The 19,611-nt window shown below is 50.0% G+C and carries 19 protein-coding genes and 1 pseudogene; 15 read left to right on the top strand and 5 right to left on the bottom strand.

The features are described from left to right. Together BM231_RS15450 and BM231_RS15460 are read left to right on the top strand one after the other, a co-directional pair. On the top strand, positions 1 to 324 hold a 324-nt coding region (locus BM231_RS15450), incomplete at its 5' end, for an autotransporter outer membrane beta-barrel domain-containing protein (RefSeq protein ID WP_139226358.1). A gap of 330 nt (positions 325 to 654) precedes the next feature. Beyond that, a pseudogene (locus tag BM231_RS15460) lies at positions 655 to 1,688 on the top strand (IS110 family RNA-guided transposase). 492 nt (positions 1,689 to 2,180) lie between these two features. Here BM231_RS15460 and BM231_RS15465 read toward each other — a convergent pair. Both BM231_RS15465 and BM231_RS15470 read right to left on the bottom strand, forming a co-directional pair. Next, positions 2,181 to 2,879 (bottom strand): GntR family transcriptional regulator, encoded by a 699-nt coding sequence (locus BM231_RS15465; protein ID WP_244271777.1) that lies wholly within the window; start codon positions 2,877 to 2,879, stop codon positions 2,181 to 2,183. A 103-nt stretch (positions 2,880 to 2,982) separates the two neighbouring features. Next, positions 2,983 to 4,167, bottom strand: coding sequence for a M24 family metallopeptidase (locus tag BM231_RS15470; RefSeq protein WP_093520763.1), 1,185 nt, complete (start codon positions 4,165 to 4,167; stop codon positions 2,983 to 2,985). Positions 4,168 to 4,474: 307 nt separating this feature from the next. Here BM231_RS15470 and BM231_RS15475 point away from each other — a divergent pair, with 307 nt between their 5' ends. The 12 genes from BM231_RS15475 to BM231_RS15530 all read left to right on the top strand — a co-directional run bounded on the left by BM231_RS15475 (position 4,475) and on the right by BM231_RS15530 (position 16,047). Further along, on the top strand, positions 4,475 to 5,494 hold the full coding sequence (locus BM231_RS15475; protein WP_093520765.1) for a TRAP transporter substrate-binding protein: 1,020 nt from the start codon (positions 4,475 to 4,477) through the stop codon (positions 5,492 to 5,494). A gap of 78 nt (positions 5,495 to 5,572) precedes the next feature. Further along, the gene (locus BM231_RS15480; RefSeq protein WP_093520767.1) at positions 5,573 to 6,136 is read left to right on the top strand and encodes a TRAP transporter small permease; all 564 of its coding nucleotides are present in this window, start codon (positions 5,573 to 5,575) and stop codon (positions 6,134 to 6,136) included. Between the two features lie 11 nt (positions 6,137 to 6,147). Next, positions 6,148 to 7,434 (top strand): TRAP transporter large permease, encoded by a 1,287-nt coding sequence (locus tag BM231_RS15485; RefSeq protein WP_093520769.1) that lies wholly within the window; start codon positions 6,148 to 6,150, stop codon positions 7,432 to 7,434. Positions 7,435 to 7,447: 13 nt separating this feature from the next. Further along, positions 7,448 to 7,888, top strand: coding sequence for a universal stress protein (locus tag BM231_RS15490; protein ID WP_093520771.1), 441 nt, complete (start codon positions 7,448 to 7,450; stop codon positions 7,886 to 7,888). A gap of 8 nt (positions 7,889 to 7,896) precedes the next feature. Beyond that, positions 7,897 to 8,688 carry an ectoine utilization protein EutA gene (gene eutA, locus BM231_RS15495; RefSeq protein ID WP_093520773.1) on the top strand — a complete coding sequence of 264 codons (792 nt, stop codon included), beginning with the start codon at positions 7,897 to 7,899 and terminating at the stop codon, positions 8,686 to 8,688. After that, a complete protein-coding gene (gene eutB / locus BM231_RS15500) occupies positions 8,685 to 9,698 on the top strand; it encodes a hydroxyectoine utilization dehydratase EutB (RefSeq protein ID WP_093520775.1) in 1,014 nt (337 codons plus the stop codon). Before eutA ends, eutB begins: the two co-directional genes overlap by 4 nt. Next, positions 9,691 to 10,680: a cyclodeaminase gene (locus tag BM231_RS15505; RefSeq protein WP_093520777.1), complete on the top strand. Its 990-nt coding sequence runs from the start codon at positions 9,691 to 9,693 to the stop codon at positions 10,678 to 10,680. The genes eutB and BM231_RS15505 overlap by 8 nt, the downstream gene beginning before the upstream one ends. Positions 10,681 to 10,704: 24 nt before the next feature. After that, positions 10,705 to 11,697, top strand: coding sequence for a N(2)-acetyl-L-2,4-diaminobutanoate deacetylase DoeB (doeB, locus tag BM231_RS15510; RefSeq protein ID WP_093520779.1), 993 nt, complete (start codon positions 10,705 to 10,707; stop codon positions 11,695 to 11,697). A 13-nt stretch (positions 11,698 to 11,710) separates the two neighbouring features. Then, a complete protein-coding gene (locus BM231_RS15515; RefSeq protein ID WP_244527182.1) occupies positions 11,711 to 12,196 on the top strand; it encodes an Lrp/AsnC family transcriptional regulator in 486 nt (161 codons plus the stop codon). Between the two features lie 89 nt (positions 12,197 to 12,285). Next, positions 12,286 to 13,761: an NAD-dependent succinate-semialdehyde dehydrogenase gene (locus BM231_RS15520; protein ID WP_093520781.1), complete on the top strand. Its 1,476-nt coding sequence runs from the start codon at positions 12,286 to 12,288 to the stop codon at positions 13,759 to 13,761. Between the two features lie 12 nt (positions 13,762 to 13,773). Beyond that, on the top strand, positions 13,774 to 15,147 hold the full coding sequence (locus BM231_RS15525) for an aspartate aminotransferase family protein (protein ID WP_093520783.1): 1,374 nt from the start codon (positions 13,774 to 13,776) through the stop codon (positions 15,145 to 15,147). Between the two features lie 672 nt (positions 15,148 to 15,819). Beyond that, entirely contained in the window at positions 15,820 to 16,047 is a 228-nt protein-coding gene (locus tag BM231_RS15530; RefSeq protein ID WP_244527188.1) for an IS66 family transposase, read from the top strand. A gap of 133 nt (positions 16,048 to 16,180) precedes the next feature. Here BM231_RS15530 and BM231_RS15535 read toward each other — a convergent pair whose 3' ends face one another. Beyond that, positions 16,181 to 17,893 (bottom strand): M10 family metallopeptidase C-terminal domain-containing protein, encoded by a 1,713-nt coding sequence (locus BM231_RS15535; RefSeq protein ID WP_159437967.1) that lies wholly within the window; start codon positions 17,891 to 17,893, stop codon positions 16,181 to 16,183. A gap of 746 nt (positions 17,894 to 18,639) precedes the next feature. Between BM231_RS15535 and BM231_RS15545 the strand changes: the two genes are divergently transcribed. After that, the gene (locus tag BM231_RS15545; protein WP_093520789.1) at positions 18,640 to 18,897 is read left to right on the top strand and encodes a hexameric tyrosine-coordinated heme protein; all 258 of its coding nucleotides are present in this window, start codon (positions 18,640 to 18,642) and stop codon (positions 18,895 to 18,897) included. A gap of 94 nt (positions 18,898 to 18,991) precedes the next feature. Here BM231_RS15545 and BM231_RS26965 read toward each other — a convergent pair whose 3' ends face one another. After that, positions 18,992 to 19,168, bottom strand: a complete 177-nt coding sequence (locus tag BM231_RS26965) for a hypothetical protein (protein ID WP_159437968.1) — start codon at positions 19,166 to 19,168, stop codon at positions 18,992 to 18,994. A gap of 10 nt (positions 19,169 to 19,178) precedes the next feature. Further along, positions 19,179 to 19,319, bottom strand: a complete 141-nt coding sequence (locus BM231_RS26970; RefSeq protein WP_159437969.1) for a hypothetical protein — start codon at positions 19,317 to 19,319, stop codon at positions 19,179 to 19,181. Between the last annotated feature and the right edge of the window lie 292 nt (positions 19,320 to 19,611).

A 19,611-nucleotide genomic window follows, 5' to 3' on the forward strand; every position in this document is an offset into this window, starting at 1 on the left:
CAGACAATGGACAGCACCTTCACCAGTATCGGGCTGCGGGCAGAGACACGGGCGAACCTTGGTCAATTCACCGCGAAGTTATCAGCACAAGCTGCCTGGCAGCATGCGTTTGGCGATGTAACACCTGTTGTCAATCATGCCTTTGCCGGAGGCGATGACTTCTCCGTTGCCGGTATTCCGATTGCCAGAGATGCCCTCCTGCTGAATCTGGGAGCATCGGTGGATCTGGGACATAGCACGACCTTGGGTCTGGCATACGATGGCCGGTTTGGTTCCGGCTTCACCGATCAGGGGCTCAAAGCAAACATCGCCCTGAAATTCTGACGGCTCTCCTGCCTGCGCAAAACCACCTACCCAACATAGCCCCGCCCGCCACTTGTAAACAGAAGTGGCGGGCAAATGCTCTCCAACTGTCGAGAATCTATATCCACCAAATCCGCGATTTTGTCCCCGCCGTAAGCATGACAGTACTCTTTGGCACCGTGACCTTTGCACAGGAAACGGAAGTGGTCTTGGAAACTCAGACAGGCGGCCATTAAGACCGCCTCAACTATTGGTTGAACTGTGTGAATATCCGCTAATGGGATGGACCGCCTGCTCCCTCGAGGCGCAGGCTCTATAGTGATCCTGTTCTTATGAAACCGGAGCAGTCCCATGACCACAGAACTTCTCTCAGTCGGCATCGACATTGGCAAAGATACAATGCACATCGTTGGGTTCAATGATGATGGTAGCTACGCTTTTCGGAAAAAGATCAGGCGTCTTTCCCTGGTGGATACGTTCGAGAAGTTGCCGCGCTGTATTGTGGGCATGGAAGCGTGCATGAGTGCGCATTTTGTCAGCAGAACATTGCGCAAATTGGGGTTTGATCCCCGTATCATCGCCGCCAAATACACCAAGCCCTTCGTCAAAGGCCAGAAGAACGATTACAACGACGCTGAAGCTGTGGCCGAGGCGGTGTTGCGGCCCAATTTGAATTACGTATAGGAAAAGAGCCAGGATCAGCTCGATCTACAGGCTCTGCATCGGGTTCGATCCCGATTGGTCTCGCGTCGTACCGCCACCATCAACCAGATCCGGGGCTTCCTGTTAGAGCAAGGAATTGCGGTGCGTACAGGCAACAGCAGCTTGAGAAACTCTCTGTTCGCCATTCTCGACAAGCGCGCTGATGAGATTTCTCCGCGCATGCACGACATCCTGATTGGCCTTTATGAAGACTGGCTGTGGCTGGACGAACGCATTGATGCGATCAGTACCGAGATCGAAGAGATCAGCCAATATGATGGTGGCTGCCAACTGCTGATGAGTATCCCCGGCATCGGCCCTATCATTTCCACTGCGTTGGTCTCCGCGATTGGTAACGGATCTGCTTTTGAACGCGGCAGAGACCTTGGTGCCTGGTTCCTCGCCAGTACAGCACAGGAGATAAGCCCATCCTAGGCAAAATATCAAAAGCCGGAAATCGCTATTTACGCACGTTGTTGGTGCAAGCGGCACACGTTTTAATGATGCGACCAAAACTTTGGCAGAACCTAAGCTTCGGAGACTGGCTGGAGCGGGCATCCAAGCGAATGCATAAGAATAAACTGTCCGTCGCCTTGGCCAATAAGCCGGCAAGGATCGCCTGGAGCGTATTGTACAATTGCACGGAGTTTGACAACCATACAACTGGCATGGAGGCGATCTAACCAGAACCTCCTTAAAAGTTCGCGACAGAGCATGAGCATGGAACGGAAGAAAGAACGCACCCAAAGTCAGAGGGCCAGCGTGGTTCTAAGTAACCTGTCCGCTAATTAGACTGTAGGTACGTGCATATTACCATCAAGGCCACTGCCCGCGTGCCGATAAACAGGTCGGATACATAGTAGCGACTTCAAGGTTTCAAGTAACAACTCTCTTGCGAAATGCAGGCGGTCCATACATAACGGCTCCTGTTGGCAGCCGCTACCTCATCGCCTTGAAGCTATGCACCACTATGAAGGCCAAAGACGTCACTCATACCCTTCATATGGCACCCGATGTTTATTTCAGACGGGATAAGCAGATCCTGAAAAAAACGGCAGACGATTAAATGCAAAACTCTTCAATTCCGCCGTTTGCGCTACCACGCACAAGCCGCATAACAGGGCCAAACATTCCGATATTCAAAAACTAATTTTTCCGAACTTCATGCATCCACCCTACTTGTTCTCAACGTTTTGGTAAGAGATTCTCATGCGGGTGAAGCTCATGGAGATGTGGGCTTTTTGGATGAGGGAGACGGCTTTCAGGTCTCCCAGCTTTAACGCTGTCAGGATATCATCCATTTCCCGGTTGAAGATGATAACTTCGTCTGTCAAATCGATGACGGATGCAAATAGAGACTTGAGCCAGATGCGGGTTGTCTGCATGTAGAGCCTCTCCGATATCTCGCGCAAAGGTCCGTTATCTGTGAGCTTGAGGATGGTGAGGAAGAAGTCCATGATCAGGATCGAGAACTCGCGGGCATTTGGGTTTGTCTGCAGTTCTTTGGCGCGGGCAGTCAAAGCCTCAAACTCAGATAGTATCTCCTTTGTGGGAGGTGCTGGCGACAACTTTCCGCTGAGTTCCGCCAGTTCCATGCGCAGCAGATAGGTTTGTTCCAGCTCCTTGATGTCCACGTCCGTTACAAAGGTACCGACACCATGAACTGAGCGCAGCAGGCCTTCGCTTTCCAGGCGAACCAGCACCCGGCGCAATGGTGTCCGGCTCACACCAAATTCTTCCGCCAGTTCTGTTTCAGAAAGTCGTTTTCCGGGCGCGTAATCCAACAGGCAGATACGATCCCTAATTTCATCATACATCCGGTCAAACCGGTCGCGTGCGCTATAGTCGATATTCGCCAGATCCAAGATGTTCACCGATCACTCTTTTCTCGTGTTCTCGTTGTATATACTCATAGTGCCAAGGGCAAAGCTATTGATCCCTTGGCACACTAGTTGTTTGGCCTGACGTGTTTATAAATCAGTCTTTTATGAAGAGTTTGCGCTCAACATTACAAAGAGCTTGGGCCGGGCCTGCCTCGGTGATGAGGATTGTTTCCGTGGTCTCCAGCCCCCAGTCATCCAGCCAAAGGCCTGGCATGAAATGAAAGGTCATTCCGGGCAACAAAACTGTTTCATCCGTAGGTCGAAGCGAGAGTGTGCGCTCGCCCCAATCAGGCGGATAGCTCAGACCAATCGGGTAGCCGCAGCGTCCTCCACGATCAATGCCGACTTTGTTGAGTGCATTGTTGAGTGCATTGGCTATATCACAGGCACGGTTTCCTGCTCTGGCCGCCTCCAGGCCAGCTTCCAAGCCTTCTGTCAGGGCTATCGAGGCGTCGACCATCGACTGTGGAGGTTTGCCAAGAAAGACTGAGCGGCACAGTGGGGCGTGATAACGCCGGTAGCAACCGGAGAGTTCAAAGAAGGTAATCTCTCCAGTTCGCATTTGGTTGCCGTTCCAGGTCAGATGAGGTGCTGTCGCATCCCTTCCAGATGGTGTTAAAGGCACAATGGCAGGATAGTCTCCCCAGTCATCTCCAACACCAGTAATCCCGGCATGGCTTATATCCGCAACCAGCTCATTCTTCCTCATCCCAGGTTCAGCTTTATCAAGTGCAATCCTGATAATTTTGTCCGAGATGGCTGCTGCTTTTCGAATGAAAACAAGTTCTTCTTCTGATTTAACACCGCGTTGCCAGTTAACCAGCGCCGTTGCATCAACAGGCACTGCATTGGGGAGTTCTGAAAACAAAACCTCATGTGCTTTGGCGGAGTAATAATAGTTTTCCATCTCCACGCCGATACGGGATGTGGAGTAGCCTCTTGCTTCAAGGTGTGAAGCCAGATCCTCCATAGGATGGCAGGTTGTTGACTGGATGTAGCGATCTGCATAGCCAAGCACATGGTCGTCATCCATCCAAACAGTTCGCAGCGCCCCATTTGCATCCTGGATCCGGCCCCACCACAACGGATCTCCCTCCAGTGGCAGGATTACGCCTTGATGCACGTAAAATGACCAGCCGTCATAGCCCGTCAACCAAGCCTGGTTCGATGGATCAGTCACAAACAAGACCTCAATTCCGGCCTGCATCATGGCACTGCGGGTCTGAGCAATGCGCCGATCATATTCTGTTTTGCTGAATGAAGCATTTTCTAGGCCCATGTCGCCCTCCCTTGTCAAAATTATATTTGTACACAACAGTAACTAACGCCAATAAGATCAATCAAAAAAAGCAAATTTACTAGCATTAAAATTAGCAAAATATAGCTATGTGGGTAATTTTATTATTGACTATGCCGAAATATCGATCATGTTGTGTACATCAAGTATTTGCACGTAGGTTTGCGGTTGTATTGCAAACCTGCCGACGTGGCAGTTTCTATGAGCAGTCACAGGCATTCACTGGAAACGGCGCGCAAGATGCCGAGTAAAACAGATATTCATCATGATGATTTTGGGGGAGGAATTAATGACAGGTATCTTTAAACGGGCGTTACAATCTTGCGCAGCGGTGGGGCTGGTTCTTGCTGCAACCGGAGCAGTGCAGGCTGATACATGGCGATATGCTTTTGAAGAAGCCATGACTGATGTTCAGGGCGTGTATGCTCAAAAGTTCAAAGCAGAAATCGAAGCCAACTCTGATCATGAAATCCAGCTGTTCCCTTATGGAACGCTTGGCGAGTCTGCTGATATCATGGAACAGACGCAAGATGGCATCTTGCAGTTTGTTGATCAGTCTCCAGGCTTCACCGGCGCTTTGATACCGGAAGCACAAGTGTTCTTTGTGCCTTATCTCCTTCCTACAGATCAAAAGCATCTCGCTCGCTTCTACCGGGAAAGCAAGGCGATCAATGACATGTTCAAGCCGCTCTATGCTGAAAAAGGCCTTGAACTGCTGAACATGTTCCCCGAGGGCGAGGTGGCGATGACCACCAAGAAGCCAGTGAAAACATGCGCTGATCTGAATGAAGTCAAGTTTCGCGTAATGACCAACCCGCTGCTGGTTGAGAGCTATCGTGCGTTTGGTGCGAGCCCGACACCACTGCCATGGGGCGAGGTTTATGGTGGGTTGCAAACCAACCTTATTCAGGGGCAGGAGAACCCGACTTTCTTCCTCTATTCGACCAAGATCTATGAGGTCACCGATTACATCACGTATGCGGGGCACAACAATTTCACCACCGCGGTGATGGCAAACAAAGATTTCTTTGATGGCTTAAGCGCAGAAGATAAGGACCTGGTGGAAAAGGCAGCAGCTGCTGCATATGACCATACTGTCGTCTATCAGCAACAAGCCGCTGAAACTGAGCTAGCTAAGATCATGGAAGCCAAGCCAGAGATGAAAGTCACTGTTCTGACCGATGATGAGCGTGGATGTTTCAAGGCAGCCGCGGCTGAGGTTGAAAAGACTTTCATCGAGATGACTGGTGATAGTGGTGCTGCAATCATTGCACAAATGAAAGCCGATCTGGCCGCGACTGCAGACTAACGGTCAGTTGTTTTCGCGCAAGATATGTAGGGCGAGCACTCCTCGCCTTACACGCCTCATGTAATGCAGGACGGTGGAATGAGTGATCAGACACAATCAAACTTGCCAGGCTTTTTGGGTGTTATTGACCAAGCGATCAGTCGGATTGAATCTGCCCTGCTTGCAATCGGCGTTCTTTTGATGGCAGCAAACACGATCGCCAATGTAGTCGGGCGTTTTGTGCTTGGAAATTCCATCTTCTTTTCCGAGGAACTGAACCGTATCTTGATTATTCTGATCACGTTCGCTGGTATCAGTTATGCAGCACGGCATGGGCGCCACATCCGCATGAGCGCCATTTATGACGGCTTGTCTCCTGGCTACCGTAAGATTCTGATGATCCTGATCTCGCTGGTGACCGCAATTTTTCTGTTCCTGCTCTGTTATTACTCAATCAACTACATTGAGACACAGGCCTCTCGTGGCCGGGTGTTACCTGCACTACAAATTCCTGTTTGGGTGATATTGGTTTGGGTGCCCGTCGGTTTTTTCATGACGGGAACACAGTACTTGCTCACTGCCATCAAGAACTTGACTGCTCCCGATATCTATCTCTCGACCCACATGCTTGAGGGTTATGAAGAAGATGAGATCGAGGTCTAAAAGATACTATCATGGCAGCAACAATATTCCTTTCGATGATTACTCTTCTTCTTCTTGGGTTTCCTATGATGATCCCTTTGATCGTCGGGAGCTTCATTGGGTTTTTGATGATGTTCGGTGATTTCGGGCAAATGGAAACCATGATCCAGCAAATGGTTGCAGGTATTCGGCCTGCATCGCTCATTGCTGTGCCCATGTTCATTTTTGCAGCAGATATCATGACACGGGGACAGTCCGCAGGCCGCCTGATTGATTTGGTCATGGCCTTTGCGGGCCACGTGCGCGGCGGTCTTGCCATCTCGACAGCAATGGCCTGCACAATGTTTGGTGCAGTCTCAGGGTCCACACAGGCAACCGTTGTGGCTATTGGATCGCCCTTGCGTCCACGTATGCTTAAGGCCGGTTACAAAGACAGTTTCATTCTGGCGCTCATCGTCAATGCCAGTGATATTGCTTTTCTGATCCCACCATCAATTGGAATGATCATTTACGGCGTTGTTTCAAATACATCTATTGCAGAATTGTTTATCGCAGGCATCGGGCCGGGACTGCTCATCCTCGTTCTGTTTTCAATCTACAGCTACATTTACGCCGTCCGTAACCAAGTCCCAACTGAGCCTAAAGCCAGCTGGCATGAGCGGTTGACCGCAGTCCGACAGGCGCTGTGGCCGCTAGGTTTTCCGGTAATCATTATTGGTGGCATTTATGGCGGCATCTTCAGCCCTACAGAAGCGGCCGCAGTGTGTGTGCTTTACGCTTTGGTTTTGGAAGTCTTTGTGTTCCGCTCCATGACTTTGACTGATGTTTACAAGACAGCTCAATCAACCGGTTTAATCACCGCAGTGGTATTCATTCTGGTCGGCGCAGGTGCAGCATTTTCCTGGATCATTTCTTTCGCTCAGGTCCCGCAGGAAATCCTGACTGCGATCGGCATTTCTGACATGGGTGCAATGGGTATCCTGTTTGTCATCTCAGCTGCATTTTTTGTTGGCTGTATGTTTGTCGACCCCATCGTCGTTATTCTGGTGTTGGTACCCATTTTTGCGCCAGTTGTTAAGGCTGTTGGTTTGGATCCGGTGTTGGTTGGCACGATCATCACATTGCAGGTCGCGATAGGCTCTGCAACGCCGCCATTTGGATGTGACATTTTCACGGCCATCGCAGTGTTCAAGCGACCTTATGCTGAGGTTATCCGCGGTACGCCACCGTTTATCCTGATGTTGGTTGGGGTCGCCATTGCTTTGATCTTCTTCCCACAAATTGCGCTCTTTCTGCGCGACTTAGCTTTTGCCAAGTAACAAGGAGTACCTGATGTTCAAATCTATCCTTGTTCCATTTGATGGGTCTAAAGGGGCGGAGCGAGCACTGCTCAAGGCAGTTGAATTGGCGACTGTTTGCGGCAACACCCCGCTCTCTCTTCTGACCGTTTACAAACATCATTCAATGTTGGAAGCATCCTTCGCAATCGTGCGCCCGGATGAAAATGAGAGCGTGGATGATGTAATGCGTCATCACGCTCGTGAAGTGGCAGAGCAGGGGAAGCAACTTGCCCTGAATGCCGGGTGTGCAAACATCCGCGCTTTTGCCAAATCCGGCCCAACAGCCCGCACGATTGTGGGCTTTGCAAGAGAACACCAAAACGATGTGATTGTTTTGGGGAGCAGAGGGTTGGGTTCAATCGAAGGATATTTGCTTGGCAGTGTCTCTCACAAGGTAGCAGGCTTGGCGGAATGCCCGGTCCTTGTTGTTTAGGAGGGCACATGGTTTTTGATTGTCGTCCTAAGGCCTCTCTGGTTGAAGCCAACTTTGACGCCCGTTCAGTCAATAAACGGATAGGTCTGATTGTTTTGGCAACAGATCACACAAGCGAAGGGGATTTCGCACGCATGTGCGATCCTGATCAGATCGGCATTTACGCAAACCGGATCACCTATCAAAACCCAGGTACACGAGCGAATTTGTTGGCAACAGGTCCACGCCTGACAGAAGCTGCTTCGCAGATATTACCTGGAGATGCGTTGGACGTAATCGCTTACAGCTGTACGGCTGCTTCAGTTGTTTTGGGAAACGCAGTTGTCGGGGATTACTTGAAAGCTGGCAAATCTGATACCCCATTTGTGACGCCCAGCTCAGCAGCATTTGATGCGCTCGAAGCTTTAGATGCAAAACGGATCAGCGTGTTAACTCCATACTCTGCCAGTATTTCGCAGGAAGTGTTTCAGTACTTTGCCGATAATGGCCTTCAAATCGCCAGTGCAAACTATCTCGGTGTCGATGATGACCGTGAGATTGCGCGGCTTTCCGAGTCTACGATTATTGAGGCTGCCTGTGCAGCTATGGAGCCGAGTGCAGATGCATTGTTCATCTCGTGCACCGGGTTGAGGGCTGCAGTGTGCATTCAGAGGATTGAAGATCGGATTGGCAAGCCAGCGGTGACTTCAAATCAGGCAATGATCTGGCGTTGCCTCCAGCATCTGGACTCCGAGCAAGTCGTACATGGTTTTGGCCATCTGTTCCAACACCCAATCAAAGATCGGATGAGCGCACAATGACGCAAAAAATAACCGTTCATGACAGTTTTTCTGCACGCCAAAAGATAATGGGGCACGTTAGAATGACCCCCTTGGTCAGCTCACCCAGCTTGAGCCAGATCTGTTCTGCAGAAGTGTTGTTGAAGCTTGAGCAAACGCAGATCACGGGAAGCTTTAAACTACGCGGTGCGACAAATGCAATTTTGTCACTCAACGCAGCTCAAAAAGAAGCTGGTGTCGTTGGTGTCTCAACTGGAAACCATGGTCGCGGTCTGGCTTATGCTGCCTCAAAAGCAGGGGTGCGTTGCATCATCTGTATGTCAAAACTTGTTCCGCAGAACAAGGTAGAGGCAATTCAATCGCTGGGTGCTGAAGTTCGAATAACCGGAAGTTCTCAGGACGATGCTCAGGCTGAAGTAGATCGGTTGGTAGAAGACGGAATGACGATGATCCCGCCATTTGACCACCGGGATATCATTGCAGGGCAAAGCACTGTTGCGCTGGAAATACTGGAGCAAACACCTGATCTGGATACGGTACTCGTACCAGTCTCGGGCGGTGGCTTAATTTCTGGAGTGGCTTTGGTGATGAAAACCATCAGTCCCTCAATTCGTGTAGTTGGCGTTTCAATGGAGCGCGGTGCCGCCATGTATAGCTGTCAGCATGCAAGCAAACCGATCCTTGTTGAAGAAGTGCCAACACTCGCAGATTCATTGGGTGGTGGGATTGGGCTGAACAATGCCTATACCTTCGAGATGATACGGGATCTGGTAGATGACTTGATCTTGGTCAGCGAAGAAGAAATCGCAGAAGCCATTCGACACGCTTACTGGCAGGAACGTCTGGTGATTGAAGGCTCAGGCAGTGTCGGTATTGCTGCCTTACTCGCTGGAAAGATCAAAACACCCGGAAAATGTGTGAGCCTCATCAGCGGGCAAAATATTGATATGGCGCTGCATAAACGATTGATCGACGGCGAGAACGTCGATGTTGCTGCACCGACCTCTGTGAATGGAAGCCTTTATGCCTGAGATTAATATCCTGACGGAGGCAGATCTGCGCTCTGCTGTTTCTTTGGATCTGGATGCTGTTGCATGTGTAGAAAATGCATTTCGATTGCTTGCAACAGAAGACGTTGTAATGCCGCCTATCCTGAGCTTCCATGTACCTGAGCACAATGGGGAAGTGGATGTGAAGACTGCCTATGTTCCCGGCATAGACAGTTTTGCGATCAAAATGAGCCCGGGTTTCTTCGATAATCCCAAACTGGGTCTGCCAAGCCTGAACGGATTGATGGTGCTGTTTGATGCAAAGACCGGCATCGTCAAGACGTTACTGCTCGATAACGGGTATCTGACCGATGTGCGCACAGCTGCCGCTGGAGCCGTCGCAGCCAAGCATCTGTCACGAGAGAACAGCAAGATTGCCGGTATTCTTGGAAGTGGCATTCAGGCCCACCTCCAACTGCAAGCATTGACGCTTGTTCGTAATATTGAACGAGCTGTTATCTGGGGGCGCAACAGAGAAAAAGCTGCTGCTTGTGCCCGGGAGTGTTCAACTCAATTGGGAATTGAAGTCATTGCTGGCAGCATCGTTGAGGTTATGGCTCAATCCGATATCGTCGTAACAACAACCCCCTCCAAAGAGCCCTTGATCAAGGCGGATATGATGCGACCTGGGCAGCATATCACCGCCATGGGATCAGATGCCGACTATAAATCAGAACTCGCGCCCTGCGTTATTCCAGGTGCCTCTGTTTTCGTTTGTGACCGCTTATCTCAATCCATCAAACAAGGCGAACTCCGTACAGCGATAGCAGCTGGCACGATCAACAGTACTGAGATGTACGCGGAACTTGGACAAGTAATTTCTGGCCAAAAGCCAGGGCGGCAGTCGGACAAAGACATTACGGTTTGCGATCTGACAGGAACAGGGGCGCAAGACACCGCCATTGCCACCTTGGCCGGAGCCCGAGCTGAAGCCGTAAAAGCAGGCACAGCGATCAATAGTTGATCCGTGTGTATTAGGACGAAAATTATGCAGGCAAATCCCATCACGCCCACAATCCCATTGGATCAGGACGGCATTCATCATGGTTTTTTACGGTTACCCTATAGCCGTGATGACAGTGCGTGGGGCTCTGTAATGATCCCGATTACGGTCATCAAAAACGGAGAAGGGCCGACAGCGCTCTTAACAGGCGCAAATCACGGCGATGAATACGAAGGGCCAGTTGTCCTCCAGGAACTGACGGTTGCGTTGAAACCAGAGGACGTAAATGGTCGAATTATCATAGTTCCGGCCTTCAACTTCCCGGCATTTATGGCGGGAACGCGGACGTCACCCATTGATAGGGGAAACCTGAACCGTTCATTTCCAGGTCGTCCTGACGGAACTCCAACTGAGAAAATTGCCGACTATTTTCAACGTTACCTGCTTCCTCTGACAGATGTCGCTGTCGACTTCCATAGCGGAGGTAAGACTCTTGATTTTGTGCCGTTCGCAGCAGCTCATATTCTGGAAGATAAGAGCAATGAGAAGGCCTGCTTTGAAGCAATGGCTGCGTTTAACGCACCTTACTCCGTTCAGCTCCTCGAAATCGATAATATAGGTATGTACGACACAGTAGTTGAAAGCATGGGCAAGGTTCTTGTAACAACAGAACTGGGCGGTGGTGGAACTGCGACGGCAAAAACCATCGGAATTGCACGCAAAGGATTGCGTAACGTCTTGATCCAGTTCGGTATCCTGCAAGGTCAAAAACAACTGGAGTCCTCCGTAAACTTGGGGATGCCAGGGGCAGATTGCTTTACATTTTGCGAGCAGGGCGGGCTATACGAACCTATGGTCGATCTGGGAGATCCCGTTGGAGAAGGTGACATTATTGCCCGTGTTTGGCCGATGGACAGAACCGGCGTTGAACCAACCAGATACCACGCAAAGCGTAGCGGCATTCTCATTAGTCGTCATTTCCCCGGACTGATCAAATCCGGTGATTGTGCGGCGGTGATTGGCGTTCCTGAAGTGTGAGAGATATCAAAAGATGAGCATGCAACTTGATCAGCGTGATCTGGATATCCTGCGAATACTCTCAAATGAGGGCCGCATCACCAAAGCCGCTTTGGCGGACCTCATCGGATTGTCTCCAACACCTTGTTGGGACCGGCTGAAGAAGCTGGAAAAATCTGGTCTGATCGAAAGCTATGGTGCAAGAATTAATCTCAAAAAACTGGGGCCTCACGTCACTGTTTTCGTAGCTGCTGAATTGGCGGACCATACGGCTGCGAGCTTTTACGCCTTTGAAACAGCCATGCAGAACTACGAGGAGGTCGTGGCTTGCTGGGCATTAGGGGGCGGATTTGACTATCTGATACAGATCGTGACCAGAGACGTAGACGCCTATCAAAGGCTGATCGATACCATGCTGGATGCACGCATCGGGTTATCCCGCTACTTCACGTACATTGTGACGAAGCCTGTAAAGGGAAATGCGACACCTCCGTTGAATCTTCTTTTCGCAGCCGATTAGCAGACGATTATTCTGTAACGAACACTTCATTCGGTCACATCCTCCGCCAGAAACAGGCAAATTCTGTTGTAGAGCAAGGAGGATGCGTCATGTCAGAAACAGCCTTGTCTGCACGGACGGACATTCAAGACAAAGCCCTAGTGCGTTCCTTTTCCTACATAAATGGGAAGTGGTGTGCTGCAAAAACAGATGAGACATTTGCGGTCATTGATCCAGTAAACGGGGATTGCCTAGGGGATGTAGCAGGTCTTTCAGCAGATGAATCGTCTGCTGCGGTGACTGCAGCTTCAGATGCCTTTCCCAAATGGTCGGGATTACTACCGCAAGAACGAGCATCTATTTTGCGACGCTGGTTTGAGCTTCAGGTTACACATAAAGAAGATCTCGCACGGATCATGGTTCTGGAACAGGGCAAACCCTTGTCAGAAGCCCGTGGTGAAATAGAGTATGGTGCAGCGTTTGTTGAGTTCTATGCAGAGGAAGCCAAGCGTCCCAACATTGAAGGCGTCACCAGTCATCTAGCAGATGCAGAAGTGGAGCTTTGGCGGGAACCCGTTGGGGTTGCTGCCCTTATCACACCCTGGAATTTCCCAAGTGCGATGCTGACACGGAAAGCAGCTGCTGCCTTGGCTGCAGGCTGTACGATCGTTGCCCACCCATCAGCAGAAACCCCGTTCAGCGCACTCGCCCTAGCGGAACTGGCTGAGCGAGCCGGTGTACCCGCAGGTGTGTTTAATGTCGTGACTGGCTCAGCTCCAGAAATTGTTGAGCCCTGGACCAGCGATAGCCGTGTGCGGGCTTTGTCCTTTACGGGATCCACCCCTGTCGGCAAACTGCTTTATAGCCAATCAGCCTCGACCATAAAACGTCTTATCCTGGAACTTGGCGGACATGCTCCGGTTATTGTCTTTAAAGGGGCAGATCTGAAGAACGCGGTTGCTGAGGCCATAAAATCCAAGTTCGCAACATCCGGTCAGGATTGTCTGGGGGCGAACCGAATATTTGTTGAGCGTCCGATCTACGAAGAGTTCTGCAAGAGTTTTACCAAAGCCGCTCAATCTCTTTCCATAGGCCCTGGATTGGATGATCCGGACATTGGTCCGTTGATGAACGAAAAAGCTGTTCTGAAACAAGAAGAACATGTCGCCGATGCCGTTGCCAAAGGCGCGAAGATTGCCTGTGGGGGCACCCGACATTCATTGGGACCACTGTTTTTTGAGCCGACGGTGCTGGTTGATGTGCCCGCTGAGGCTCTAATTATGCGTGAAGAGACCTTTGGGCCAGTGGCTGCGATTGCTCCTTTTGACAATGAAGAGGAAGTCATCGCCCGCGCCAATGACAGCGAGTATGGACTGGTTGCTTATCTGCACAGCGATGATCCGCGCAGGATTTACAGAGTTAGCCGTGCTCTTCAATTCGGAATGGTTGCAGTCAATCGCACAAAGGTAACTGGCGCACCCATTCCATTTGGAGGCACCAAACAATCTGGTCTGGGCCGGGAAGGCGCACGACTGGGCATGGAAGAGTTTACTGAAGTTAAATACGTTTGCCGCGACTGGGCATAAGGGAGGAAAGTCATGTTACGAAACGATCAGCTGGCACAATGGGATCGGGAGAATTTTTTCCACCCTTCAACTCATCTGGCTCAGCACGCCCGAGGTGAAACGTCAACTCGAGTGATCAAGACTGCCTCAGGTTCTTACATAGAGGACCGTGACGGGCGCCGAATGCTGGATGCGTTCGCCGGACTATACTGTGTGAATGTAGGGTATGGCCGTCAGGAAATTGCTGAGGCAATCGCCGAACAGGCCAAAGAACTGGCTTATTATCACTCCTATGTCGGGCATGGCACAGAAGCGTCGATCACACTTTCCAAGATGATTTTAGATCGTGCACCGAGTAATATGTCTAAGGTTTACTTCGGGTTGAGCGGCTCAGATGCCAATGAAACCAACATCAAGCTAATCTGGTATTACAACAATATTTTAGGTCGGCCGGAGAAAAAGCGAATTATCTCCCGCTGGCGTGGTTACCACGGTTCGGGTCTGGTGACTGGTTCGCTGACAGGCCTTGAGCTGTTTCATAAGAAGTTTGATCTGCCCGTCGAACAGGTCATTCATACAGAGGCTCCCTATTATTTCCGCCGTGACAATTTGGAGCAAAGTGAAGAGCAATTTGTTGCCCATTGTGTTGCTGAGTTGGAGGCTCTGATTGAGCGAGAAGGGGCCGACACGATTGCGGCGTTTATTGGCGAGCCGGTACTGGGAACCGGCGGGATCGTTCCACCACCAGCTGGTTATTGGACGGCTATTCAAGCCGTTTTGAAAAAACACGATATTTTGCTGATTGCAGATGAAGTGGTGACAGGTTTCGGGCGCCTCGGATCCATGTTTGGTTCTGATCATTATGGATTGGAAGCTGACATCATCACCATTGCCAAAGGCCTGACATCCGCCTACGCGCCGCTCTCCGGTTCAATTGTCTCAGACAAGGTCTGGAAGGTTCTTGAACAGGGGACAGATGAAAATGGGCCAATAGGCCATGGCTGGACGTATTCAGCTCATCCCATTGGGGCCGCAGCTGGTGTCGCAAACCTCAAATTGCTTGACGATCTGAACCTTGTTGAGAAGGCCGGAACCACTGGTGCATATCTCAACAAATCCATGAAGGAAGCTTTGGGGGGGCATGCCAATGTGGGAGATGTGCGCGGCGAGGGATTACTCTGCGCCGTAGAGTTTGTCAAAGACCGCGACGACCATAGTTTCTTCGAGGCATCCGACAAAATCGGGGCTCAAATCTCCGCAGCCTTGCTATCTCAGGACGCAGTCATCGCACGCGCAATGCCCCAAGGCGACATCCTCGGCTTCGCCCCCCCATTCTGCCTAACACACGAAGAAGCAGACACAGTCGTTGCCGCAACAGTAAGAGCAGTGAAGGCTGTATTAGGTTGATACTGATTTAGTGTAGGCTGGTGTCTCAATCAGCCTACATGACCTTCATATTCTCAAAAAAGGTAGAGATCTTTAAACGAGCAGATTATCTGGATTCTTAAGGAACATGAGGCAAAGTTCTGGTTTCTGAGGTCTGAGATGATAGCTATGGTTGAAGTGCGTCTCCTGCTTGTTTTCGGATAGGCGTTAAGGTTGTGATGCCATCATTTCCTCTCGAAAGGCTTCTGCGTCGATTGTCTTTAACCGCCTTCTCAGCTGTAGCGCCGGGGTCTTTGTATTTTGCCCATACTTCACACCTAATCCAGTGATTATAGCCAAAACACTCCCTTACCCAAAACCACTCACCTGCCCATATGGCTTCTATGGGGAACACACTATCCTAGAATGAATGTAGTCGGTGCTTGCGCCGATACCGGAGTGCGTTTGTTATCTCAACCCATGATGGAATCTGTCGAAAAGCTGGTTCTGGCCCAAGCGTCCACATCGGTCTGTTATCTCCTCTGCGTTTCCCACCTGCAGTTAATGTCGGGTTTGCCCACAATGGTGATAGGCTAACGTGCTGAACGGGCCAAACCTGTCTTTGATGATCTGGAAGACAGGCTAAGCGCCTAGTTTTCCAGAATAACCGGCAAGTCGTCGCTGGTCGGAGCAACTCGTTATGCCCTCTCGCGCCTGCCCAAAGCACGGCCTTATATCGACAATGGCTCTCTGGAGCTCGGCAACAACACGGCCGAGCGGGCAGTGAGACCTGTGGCTCTTGGACGGAAAAATTATCTCTTCATGGGATCAGAAGGCGGCGGTAAAGCTGCGGCAGTCGCCTATACTCTCATCGAAACAGCCAAGCTCAACAATGTGGATCCCTCATGCCTGGCTCACGTGGGTTCTGACCTAAATCGCTGATCGCAAGATAACCCATATCACCGACCTCATGCCGTGGTGTTACGCTGCAATGTCAGCGTAACAGGGCCCGTTGCTGGTTGGCAGGTCGCCTTCGCCAAACGCTTACCTTACACCCCAATGTTGGGATTTTAAGTTAAGCGAAGATGAAGTCCTCGGCGCCAATAAGTGAGAGATCCATATTTTGTAAAATGATCTCACTATCTCCAAAGGCGACAATGACGTCGGCATCTCTATTGGTCAAAGACAGCTCTGTAAAGGAATTCGCGCCAAATTCAGAGCCGAGCTGAATAAAGTCAACTGTGTCCTGAAAGTCAGCAATAGTGTCAGTGTCACCTATACTCGTGAAACTAAAGGTATCACGTCCCGCACCACCTTCTAAAAGGTCATCTCCTTGAGCTCCATCAAGGAAATCATCGCCGGAGAAGCCCTGAAGTACATTCTCCAAGGAGTTTCCAACCACAGTATCACTGCCAGCGCCACCAGAGGCATTTTCTATCTCAACACCATTGGCGATGGTATACCCTCCGCGCACACCTTCTGCATAGGAGAGTACACCACCACCTGTGCTGCTGTAATCAAGAGTAGCGGCTACAAGCGAGATATTGACGCTGCTGAAGCCCGTGTACGCGATTGTATCGATACCGCCGGTGTCCCAGATGCACGAATAAAATGTGCCTGAACCGTTAAGTTCTGGCAGGAGATATGTATTGTTATCTATATTCGCGTCTTTTGCTCCGTATTTCTCCTGTAGAAGCGCCAAGTCGAACGCCATAGGACCCACCGTCGCGCCATAAGTACTCGGCCATTCCGGATAAAGCTCTGCATGGCCGACATTATAGCTCATCATGGTATAGATACCTTGATTGAGATCGAAGTCACCGTAATCGCCGCGTGAGCTAGAAACCCCGTTCATCACACTGGAACCGCCCCCAGTATCATGAGGGTGCGCCATACCCAGTCCATGACCAACTTCATGTTGAAACACAAAGTACTCAAGTGAGCCTGGATCTAGGTTTGCTAAATTCATATTAGAGGTATTGAAAACGGCTACGCCTGGATTTGCTTCACTTGGAGGATTCATGTAGGCATAAGTACTGCCGCCAAAGGCAGATGTTACAAATTTAAACTCTGCATTATTTGAGCTGCTTGCTACCGAAAAAGTAAGATTTGTCCCTTGCGATAAGTCGTTTAACGATGCCATCGCGCCATCAATCTGCGCCTGCGTCCAGCCATCTGAACTTTGGCCATCAAAAACTTCACCAGCTTGTGCAAAGTATACAGAAATATTTGTTGTATCTACAGCTGAACCACCCCAATCGAGCGCATCCAGCGGCGATGGAGCCAAGGTCTCCTCCACACTGACAGTATAACTTCCGGTCTGCCCATCCGAGTAGGCGGCGGCGCTGATGTAAAATCTGCCTGACAGGGATGCTATGAAGTTTAAAGATGAATTTAAACCAGGCCCGCCGTCATCGTCAAACGCAACTAGGTTTCCTGAGGCGTCGTATATTCTTAAATAAGTATCTGTAACCGGCGCAGCTCCGCTCCCATTAAGGTTGATCGTATAATTTGATCCCGCACTAAGGTCGATCGCCACCCAGTCGCGGTCCCCATTGGTTTCAAGTGTACCTGAAAAGCTATCCCCTGCGGCAATGAGGTATTGCGTCGAGGGCCCTGCATCAGCATCTTCTACTTCATTCATGACTAGAGTATTTGCTAAGAAATCTGTCACCTCGACCTGTGCTGAAACCCCATCGGCAGCTTGTGCGCTGAGGGCCGCTTTTTGCTCCGTGACACTTGAGTTGTAGGATATACTGTCTGCAGGTACATGCAGTTGATTCATCATGCATAATTTACACATTTTCTACATCCCTTAATATAAAAGCAATCAAGTAAGTATAAAATTAAATATGATTCTTGCAATATTTAAATATATAAATAGTATTCATTAATATATTTAAGCAATACTTATGTTGGGTAAGGGTATTCTTCGTATTTTTTACATGTATGAGTCATTCGGTGTAAATGTGCGCAGATTTCAAGGTTTTTTTTCTTAAGTGCTGTCAGTGCTTTGGTTTTTTCTGGATTGGCCCTCTTTGTTCTGGATGCTGTTTTACGCGGCTGATTTCAGGGGGAGATGGATCTGGGCATCTTAGGCGGGCGCCCGCTATAGTCGCCTTAGCTCTCTCTGCCTCACCCACCTAATCGTTCTTCGCAATTCTAAGCGCCAATGCCAAGTCCTCCTCGCGTTGCTGGAACTCTTTGATCTCGCGTTTTAGGCATTGGAAGATTGGGAGGTATTTTGTGTTGCCTGTTGCAATGAGCGTGCCAATGACTTTGGGGGCGTTGAGGAAGCGTTCGAGAGTTATCTCTTGTTCCCCATCAGGAGCCCGAACAATGCAGACCCTAACCTGATACCCAACTCGCACTCCCATTGTTCTGCGGTTTTAGGTTGGAGGAATATCCGGCAATGGGCTGTCTCTATTAATGGAATGCCAAATCTTCTCTCTGTAGAGTGAGCTGTATCCTCGTAAGAGCGGTTCTTTATCTGATGGATAGTATGTTTCGTTTCTTACAAAAACGGAGTGCAAGATGAATAAGCTACCAAACGCAGAACTCGTCATGATCCCCGGTGGTACCTTGATTACCAAAACACCAGAGGAAGGACGGCAGCTTGCGATGCTGATTGCTCGTCATACCATTCACAACATTCAAAATGATCTGGATGAATTGAAGCAGGGGCGTTCAGTCTATTCAGTCAATCCAGATAGTTTGACTGCAGCAAGTCAAGTCGTCGCTCTTGAGTATCAAACAATTGCAGCAGCCAATAACTACTGGAGAGATCAGTAGCCGCAACCTGCAAAGGTACAGAGTGAGCTACCAACACCTCTGGCCTAATCATCCTTCGCAATCCTAAGCGCCAATTCCAGGCCGTCCTCGTGTTTTAAGTGTTGGAAGATTGAGAGGTACTTTGTGTTGCCTGCTGCAATGAGGGGGCGATGACTTTCGGGGCGTTGAGGAGGCGCTTGAGTGTTATCTCTAGCTCCTTGTCAGAGCGCGGCAGGAGGTTGGTAACCGGGAATGGTGGTGGTGCCTTTTTGCGGCGTGGGGAGAGGTCCACTTTAGCCTCCTTACCTGAGTTCAAACGCAGCAAGTTGAGCGGTGATGGAGTGCGCGGTGATGCTTTGTTTTGCCTCAACCAGTGTCTGGTCAAGGGCAGGGGCGAGGAAGAGCAGGGTGGCGGCGAAGTTTGCCAGAATGAGCAACTTCATGGCCTTGCTAAAAAGGAACAGAGACACGTTGCAGTGATCACTAAAGACGTCATTTCCCACGAAATTTTCGTACAGAGAATAGACGCGGTTTGCTATGGCAGCTTTCTTGTTGGGATGAAACCTGAAGCATCTCGCGTAAGTCATCACGGACAAAGCAGGTGTCCGCCATCTTCCCACTTTTGAAAACATGACTTCCAACTGGTTTTCATTCAACTTCCGTTGTTGTCTGGGTGACTTCAATGACAGGTCTTCTTCTGACTTGACGGCTTTAGATATTTTCACACCAATTTGT

The sequence above is a fragment of the Pseudovibrio ascidiaceicola genome, assembly GCF_900114245.1.
Taxonomy (GTDB): Bacteria; Pseudomonadota; Alphaproteobacteria; order Rhizobiales; family Stappiaceae; genus Pseudovibrio; species Pseudovibrio ascidiaceicola.